Consider the following 6769-nt stretch of genomic DNA (forward strand, 5'->3'; position numbering starts at 1 on the left):
ATTTGTGACAACGCCGGCAAGTTTAACCAGTAGCACCTCTGCTACAGGCGGCTCCCATGGTGCTAAATGAAGTAAGTTTGACGCCAGTCAGTGGCCTGTAAGTGGAAACCGTGAAAGTGGCGGACAGATTAAATCAACGAGAGGAGTCTTACCCATGAGTGCACCATCCACCGCCATTGAGTCTGTCCTGGTCGAGAACCGCGTTTTTCCGCCTGACCAAGCGTTCGTGAAAGCCGCGCGCATTTCCGGCATGGACGGTTACAACGCCTTGTGCGCCGAAGCGGCGGCCGACTTTGAAGGTTTTTGGGCCCGACTGGCGCGCGAGAACGTGGTGTGGAGCAAGCCTTTCAGCAAGACCCTGGACGAATCCCAGGCACCTTTCTACAAATGGTTTGAAGACGGTGAACTCAATGCCTCGGCCAATTGCCTGGACAAGCACATGGGCACGCCGGTCGAAAATAAAACAGCCGTGATTTTCGAGGCTGACGACGGCACGGTCACAAAAACCAGCTACCGGGAACTGCTGACGCGCGTTTGCCAGTTTGCCAACGCGCTCAAGGCGCACGGCATTCAAAAGGGCGACCGGGTGCTGATCTACATGCCGATGTCGCTGGAAGGGGTTGTTGCCATGCAGGCCTGTGCCCGCATTGGCGCCACGCACAGCGTGGTCTTTGGCGGCTTCTCGGCGAAGGCGCTGCAGGAGCGCGTGATCGACGCCGGTGCCGTGGCCGTGATCACCGCCAACGCCCAGATGCGCGGCGGCAAGGAGTTGCCCCTCAAGTCCATCGTGGATGAGGGCCTGGCACTGGGTGGTTGCGAGTCGATCAAGACGGTCTTCGTCTACCAGCGCACCGCCACCGCCTGCCAAATGGTGAGCGGACGCGACCTCACTTTTGCGCAGGCTCTGGCCGGTCAAAGCACCCAATGTGCGCCAGTGTCGGTTGGCGCCGAACATCCGCTGTTCATCCTCTACACCTCCGGCTCCACGGGCAAACCCAAGGGCGTGCAGCATTCCACGGGCGGCTTCATGTTGTGGGCCAAGTTGACCATGGACTGGGTTTTTGACCTGCAGCCGTCCGATGTATTCTGGTGCACAGCCGACATCGGCTGGATTACCGGTCACACCTATGTGGCCTACGGTCCGCTGGCCGCCGGGGCCACCGAGATCATTTTTGAGGGCATTCCGACTTACCCCAACGCGGGCCGCTTCTGGCAGATGATAGAGCGTCACAAGTGCAGCATTTTCTACACCGCGCCGACCGCCATCCGCTCCCTCATCAAGGCGGCCGAGAGTGACGAAAAAGCGCATCCCGCGCGCTCCGACCTGAGCAGCCTGCGGATTCTGGGCACGGTTGGTGAACCCATCAATCCGGAAGCCTGGATGTGGTACTACAAAAACATCGGGGGTTCCCGTTGCCCCATCGTCGATACTTTCTGGCAAACGGAGACAGGGGGCCACATGATCTCGCCCCTGCCGGGTGCCACACCGCTGGTGCCAGGCAGTTGCACCTTGCCGCTGCCGGGCATCATGGCGGCGATCGTGGATGAAGCGGGCCATGACGTGCCCAACGGTTCCGGCGGCATGCTGGTGGTGAAACGGCCCTGGCCGTCCATGATCCGCACCATCTGGAATGACCCTGAGCGGTTCAAGAAGAGCTATTTCCCGGAGGAAATGGGGGGCAGCTATTACCTGGCCGGCGATGGCGCCGTGCGCAGTCTAGACCGGGGCTATTTCCGCATTACCGGCCGCATTGATGACGTGCTCAATGTGTCGGGCCACCGCATGGGCACCATGGAGATCGAATCGGCATTGGTGGCCAAGACCGATCTGGTGGCCGAGGCGGCCGTGGTGGGGCGGCCGGACGACCTGACTGGCGAGGCCATCTGCGCCTTTGTGGTTCTCAAGCGCCCTTGTCCGACCGGCGACGAGGCGCACGCCATTGCCAAGCAACTGCGGGACTGGGTGGCCAAGGAGATTGGCCCGATTGCCAAGCCCAAGGACATTCGCTTTGGTGAGAACCTGCCGAAAACCCGTTCCGGCAAGATCATGCGGCGTTTGCTGCGTTCGCTGGCCAAGGGGGAATCAATTACCCAGGACACCTCGACCCTTGAGAACCCGGCCATTCTGACCCAGTTGGGCCACACCTATTGATGCCAAGGGGGGAAGGCCAGACAGGTCGGCCTGTGAATAAATTACTTCAGGGTTAAGACCCAGGCCGCCAGTTTTTTCGCTTCCCCCTCGCTGACCTGGCTGTTGGCCGGCATCGGTACCACGCCCCAAACGCCGGCGCCACCCTTCATGATCTTGTTGGCCAGCTTGTCCACGGCGTCTTTTTGACCTGCGTATTTTTTTGCCACGTCCTGGTACGCCGGGCCCACCACTTTTTTATCAATGGCGTGGCAGGAGAAGCAGTTCTTTGACTTGGCCAAGGCTTGATCGGCCAGCGCCGGTGCCGCAAGCGAAATTGTCGTAACCAACACAAAGACAGCCAGTCTCATTATTTTTCCCTCATGGCTTGGGTTACAGTTGCCCAAGGGCATTGTAGTGACCGACCCTGGTCCGTCACTGCCGACTTGCCAATTGCTTTTCCACAGGAGAGAGACCGTGTATTTACTGGGACTTGGGCTGGTTCTTCTAGTCATGAAATATTTTGCAGTAGGCCCGGTAGCCGCCTGGAACTGGTGGCTGGTGCTGTCGCCTTTTGGCCTTGCCGTGCTTTGGTGGTCCTGGGCGGACTGGTCGGGATACACCAAAAAGAAGGCCATGGAACGTGAAACCGCGCGGCGACAGGAACGCATCGACAGAAGCCGCGACGCCATAGGAACGCAGGCCAGAAAAAAGAAGCCTTGACGAGGCCGCACGGTTGGGGACAGAACTTGCTCGCTTCGCGTAGCTGCGGTCTGTCCCGCAAGGTGGACTTCCGACATCCCGGTTCGAGTTGAGGACAGAGCAAGCTCACTCGCTGCGCTCCTGTAGCCTTGGTCTGTCCCGCAAGACCTCAATAATTGTCCAGCACGGCGCCTTTGCTGGCGGTGGAAGCGTTGAAGGCGAACTTGGCTTGCACGCCGCGCGTGTAACGCGGCTCCGGCGCCGTCCAGGCGGCGCGGCGTTTGGCTATTTCCTCGTCGCTGACATTGAGTTGCAGCAGCAGGCGATGCGCATCGATGGTGATGGAGTCACCTTCGTGGATGAAGGCGATGGTGCCGCCGACTGCCGCCTCGGGCGCTACGTGGCCCACCACCATGCCCCAGGTACCGCCGGAGAAGCGGCCGTCGGTGATCAGACCGACCGACTCGCCCAGCCCTTGCCCGACCAGCGCCCCGGTGGGGGCCAGCATTTCGGGCATGCCGGGGCCGCCCTTCGGGCCCAGGTAGCGCAGCACCATCACATCGCCGGCCTTGATGTTGCCGGCCAGAATCGCCGCCAGGCCGGATTGTTCGTCGTCGAAGACGCGCGCCGGGCCGGTTATCACCGGATTCTTCAGGCCGGTGATCTTGGCCACGCAACCCTCGGGCGCCAGGTTGCCCTTCAGGATCGCCAGGTGACCCTGGCGGTACATCGGATTGGACAGCGGACGAATCACGTCCTGGGACGCTGCCGGCGCAGCGGGCACGTCCCGCAGCACCTCGGCAATGGTCTGGCCGGTGATGGTGATGCAATCGCCGTGCAGCAAGCCGGCCGTCAGCAAGGTCTTCATGACCTGCGGAATGCCGCCGGCGCGGTGCAGGTCGACCGCCAGATAGCGGCCGCTGGGCTTGAGGTCGCACAGCACCGGGGTCTTCTGGCGCACCCGCTCGAAGTCGTCGATCGACCACTCTACGCCGGCTGCGTGGGCGATCGCCAGAAAGTGCAGCACGGCGTTGGTGGAGCCGCCGATGGCCATGATCACGGCGACCGCATTTTCGATCGACTTGCGGGTCACGATGTCGCGCGGTTTCAGGTCTTTCTTGATGGCCTCGATCAGCACCCTGGCCGATTCCCGGGCCGAATCGACCTTCTCGTCGTGCGGGTTGGCCATGGTGCTGGAGTAGGGCAGCGAGATGCCCAACGCCTCGAAGGCGGACGACATGGTGTTGGCGGTGTACATGCCGCCGCAGGAGCCGGGGCCGGGCACGGCGCGGCGTTCGATCTCCAGCAAATCCTCGTCGCTCATGCGGCCGGCGGCGTTTTCGCCAACAGCTTCGAACACGCTGACGATGTTGAGGTCCTTGCCCTGGTAGTGGCCCGGCAGGATGGTGCCGCCGTAGACAAAAATCGCCGGCACATTGGCGCGCAGCATGCCCATCAGGCCGCCGGGCATGTTCTTGTCGCAGCCGCCGATCACCAGCACGCCGTCCATCCATTGGCCCTGCACGGAAGTCTCGATGCAGTCGGAGATCACCTCGCGGCTGACCAGCGAATACTTCATGCCCTCGGTGCCCATGGACATGCCGTCGGAAATGGTGGGGGTGCCGAACACCTGGGCGTTGCCGCCAGCTTCCTCGATCGCCGCGATGGCGGCATCGGCCAGCTTTTGCAAACCGCTGTTGCAGGGTGTGATGGTGCTGTGGCCGTTGGCGACACCGACCATGGGCTTCTTGAAATCCTCGGCCTGGTAACCCATGGCGTAGTACATGGAGCGGTTCGGTGCCCGCGACTTGCCCTCGGTGATGTTCTTGCTGCGCGGATTCAGGATGACGGGTTTGCTGTCCATGGGAGCTCTCGTGTGATGCGGTTGTGGTTTTCAGGTCGATACAGGCGCTGGGCTGGTGGCTTGCCTAGTCTATTTTACGGACTACGGCGCTTACCAGTCGAAGGCTGTCGGTGAACGCCAGTTTGCCATCGTCATCGCGAAGGGCCTGGATCTCTTCCAGATATTCGTCGCGAAACTGCTGGCGTTCTTGCGGCGGCATCAGGTGCAGGTCGTACATGTCTTCGAACCAGGTCCACAACTGCTGCGGTGTATAGCGGCGTGGCATGACCAACTCTTCAATCACCACCCGCTCGAAGCCAGGCGCCAGCAAGGCCTGGATGTCCTCGGGACTGCGAAGCCGCCGATCGCCAAAAATCAGGCTGCTCGATGGGTGGCGCTGCCTGATGGCCTGGAGCCGCGCCAGGTAGCGATCGAAGGCCACGCCAGGGGGCGGCCGGGCGCCCACCAGAAAGGCAAAGATGGCGCCGTCCTTGAGCACGCGCTGGACCTCGCCCAGTACCTGGTCCAGTTGCTCCATCAGCATCAAGGCCATATGGCACAGAACGTAGTCGGCCGAGGCGCTCGGCAGGGGCAGAGCCTGCGCTTTGCCTTGAAGCAAAGTGACCGATGCGCCCAGTCGGGTGCGCGCCGCCGCCAGTTCGCCTTGACTCAGGTCGATCCCGATCAGGGTTGGTTGCGGCTGATTCTGCTGCGCCAGCAGCCAGAGAAGGTAGCCGTCACCGCACGCCAGGTCCAGCACGGTGTGGCCGCCGTCGCCGGCCGCCACCAGGTTCGCCAGACATTGGTACGACGATGCGCAGGGCTTGCCGCCAATGGCCACCGGCAGGGATTGGTAGGCACGTGTCGTGACACCGGCATTTCGGTCGTGGAAGTCTGCCAGAAACTGCTCCTGGGCGCTGAGGAACTGGGTCATGGTGTCGGTTGGTTATCAAATAGGGCAAAGGATGTGATCAGCGAGTGAGTGTAGAACCGGGAAGACCAGGATTTGCCGGAGCATCCCAGGCCAGACGACTTGCGTGCACAATGCCGTCCATGCTGATTCATCCACAAATTAATCCTGTCGCCCTGCAACTTGGCCCCTTGGCGGTTCACTGGTATGGGTTGACCTACCTGGCTGCTTTTGGGTTGTTCGTGTTCTTGGGGTTCAGACGCCTGCGACATGAGCCGTTTGCCTCGTTCAAGGGGGCGGCGGCCTGGTCGCGCAAGGACGTGGAAGACATTTTGTTCATGGGTGTGATGGGGGTGGTGCTGGGCGGGCGTATCGGCTACTGCCTGTTTTACAAGCCACTCTACTACCTGGCCCATCCGCTGGAGGTTTTTGCCGTGTGGCAAGGTGGCATGAGTTTTCATGGCGGCATGCTGGGGGTGATTGCCGCCATGATCTGGTTCGCCCGCTCGCGCAGCAAACCTTGGCTGCTGGTGGCCGATTTTGTGGCGCCCTGCGTGCCTACCGGTCTGGCCGCCGGGCGCGTCGGCAACTTCATCAACGGTGAACTGTGGGGACGCGTGTGCAGCCCGGACTTGCCCTGGGGCATGGTGTTTCGTGGCGCGGGTGATTTGCCGCGTCATCCGTCGCAGGTGTACCAGTTTCTGGGCGAGGGCTTGCTGTTGTTCGTGTTACTGTGGTTGTATGCGCGCAAGGAGCACAAACAAGGCCAGGTGGCGGCGGCCTTTTTGTTGGGCTACGGAGTGTTTCGCTTTGCCGCGGAATTCTTCCGTGAGCCCGATGCGCATCTTGGCCTGCTGTCGCTGGGCATGAGCATGGGGCAATGGTTGTGTCTGCCCATGATTGCGGGCGGTATAGGCCTGTGGCTCTGGGCACAGACCCGTCCTTCTCCCTGACGCGAACAGAGGGTGCCCGGCATGAACACCTCCGAATGGATCAGTCGCAGCGTCTCGAAATTGTTGCCTGCGCCGCTTCCCAGAAACAGCAAGACGGCAGCATCGACTGATGCCGTGCCGCCTGCCGCAAAAGCAGCGCCACTGGCCGAGGCGACGGCGGCTGCCCCGGGGCGCCGCCCAGCGCGGGCAGTCCCGCCGGCGCATCGGCTACGGCGACCCGGACCAAGCCTGTC

7 protein-coding genes are annotated in these 6769 nt (G+C 61.9%); 3 read left to right on the forward strand and 4 right to left on the reverse strand.

Annotated elements, in window-relative coordinates; translation table 11 throughout:
- Positions 1–154: 154 nt before the first annotated feature.
- Complete coding sequence (acs, locus tag PHS32_RS21105) at positions 155–2152, forward strand: acetate--CoA ligase (RefSeq protein WP_301081282.1); 1998 nt, start codon at positions 155–157, stop codon at positions 2150–2152.
- Positions 2153–2193: 41 nt separating this feature from the next.
- Here the strand turns inward: acs and PHS32_RS21110 are convergent, their stop codons facing one another.
- Complete coding sequence (locus PHS32_RS21110) at positions 2194–2499, reverse strand: c-type cytochrome (protein ID WP_301081285.1); 306 nt, start codon at positions 2497–2499, stop codon at positions 2194–2196.
- 106 nt (positions 2500–2605) lie between these two features.
- On the opposite strand from PHS32_RS21110, the gene PHS32_RS21115 reads away from it, so the two are divergent.
- Complete coding sequence (locus PHS32_RS21115; protein ID WP_301081287.1) at positions 2606–2851, forward strand: TIGR04438 family Trp-rich protein; 246 nt, start codon at positions 2606–2608, stop codon at positions 2849–2851.
- A gap of 148 nt (positions 2852–2999) precedes the next feature.
- On the opposite strand, the gene ilvD is transcribed toward PHS32_RS21115, so the two are convergent.
- Both ilvD and PHS32_RS21125 read right to left on the reverse strand, forming a co-directional pair.
- Positions 3000–4694 carry a dihydroxy-acid dehydratase gene (gene ilvD, locus PHS32_RS21120; protein ID WP_301081289.1) on the reverse strand — a complete coding sequence of 565 codons (1695 nt, stop codon included), beginning with the start codon at positions 4692–4694 and terminating at the stop codon, positions 3000–3002.
- A 64-nt stretch (positions 4695–4758) separates the two neighbouring features.
- A complete protein-coding gene (locus tag PHS32_RS21125) occupies positions 4759–5607 on the reverse strand; it encodes a class I SAM-dependent methyltransferase (RefSeq protein WP_301081292.1) in 849 nt (282 codons plus the stop codon).
- A gap of 119 nt (positions 5608–5726) precedes the next feature.
- Here PHS32_RS21125 and lgt point away from each other — a divergent pair, with 119 nt between their 5' ends.
- A complete protein-coding gene (lgt, locus tag PHS32_RS21130; RefSeq protein WP_301081294.1) occupies positions 5727–6536 on the forward strand; it encodes a prolipoprotein diacylglyceryl transferase in 810 nt (269 codons plus the stop codon).
- Between the two features lie 40 nt (positions 6537–6576).
- Here lgt and PHS32_RS21135 read toward each other — a convergent pair.
- The coding region (locus PHS32_RS21135) for a hypothetical protein (RefSeq protein ID WP_301081295.1) at positions 6577–6769 on the reverse strand (193 nt) is incomplete at its 5' end.

This window comes from Rhodoferax sp., from assembly GCF_028714215.1.
Lineage (GTDB): Bacteria > Pseudomonadota > Gammaproteobacteria > Burkholderiales > Burkholderiaceae_C > Rhodoferax.